This is a genomic window from Massilia sp. CT11-108 (assembly GCF_047302915.1).
Taxonomy (GTDB): Bacteria; Pseudomonadota; Gammaproteobacteria; order Burkholderiales; family Burkholderiaceae_D; genus Telluria; species Telluria orientalis.
Genome location: NZ_JBKYMO010001283.1, coordinates 1 through 408, shown reverse-complemented (window position 1 = coordinate 408; position 408 = coordinate 1). Strand labels below are relative to the sequence as shown.

Genomic DNA, 408 nt, shown 5'->3' with positions numbered 1-408 from the left:
GTCGGCAGGCATCGCGGGGGCTCCTGAGTTCGAATGAAAGCTGCATTACACCCCAGCCGGGAATTTCATTCATTAACGGGAAAACGTGAAATAATTCGTTCCTATCGAATACTCATGCCTGCTGGAGACGGATGGAGCTGCGACATTTCCGCTATTTCGTGGCGGTGGCCGAAGAATTGCATTTCGCGCGCGCCGCCGAACGGCTGGGCATTGCCCCGTCCACGCTGACCGTGCAGATCCAGGAAATCGAGCGGACGCTCCAGGCGCGGCTGCTGCAGCGGACCAAGCGCAGCGTGGGCCTGACCGCGGCCGGCGAGCTGTTCCTCGAGCAGGCGCGCGCCCGCCGGGGGGGGGGACCGGTGTGGTTTAGACAAGGGCGCGCCCCCGCGACGGGGCGGCAGGGGGGTT

1 protein-coding gene is annotated in these 408 nt (G+C 64.7%); it reads left to right on the top strand.

Annotated features, from left to right (window positions below; translation table 11 throughout):
• Positions 1–131: 131 nt before the first annotated feature.
• Positions 132–408 (top strand): LysR family transcriptional regulator (locus tag ACEN88_RS34420; RefSeq protein ID WP_413346895.1); only part of this gene is annotated, 277 nt, incomplete at its 3' end.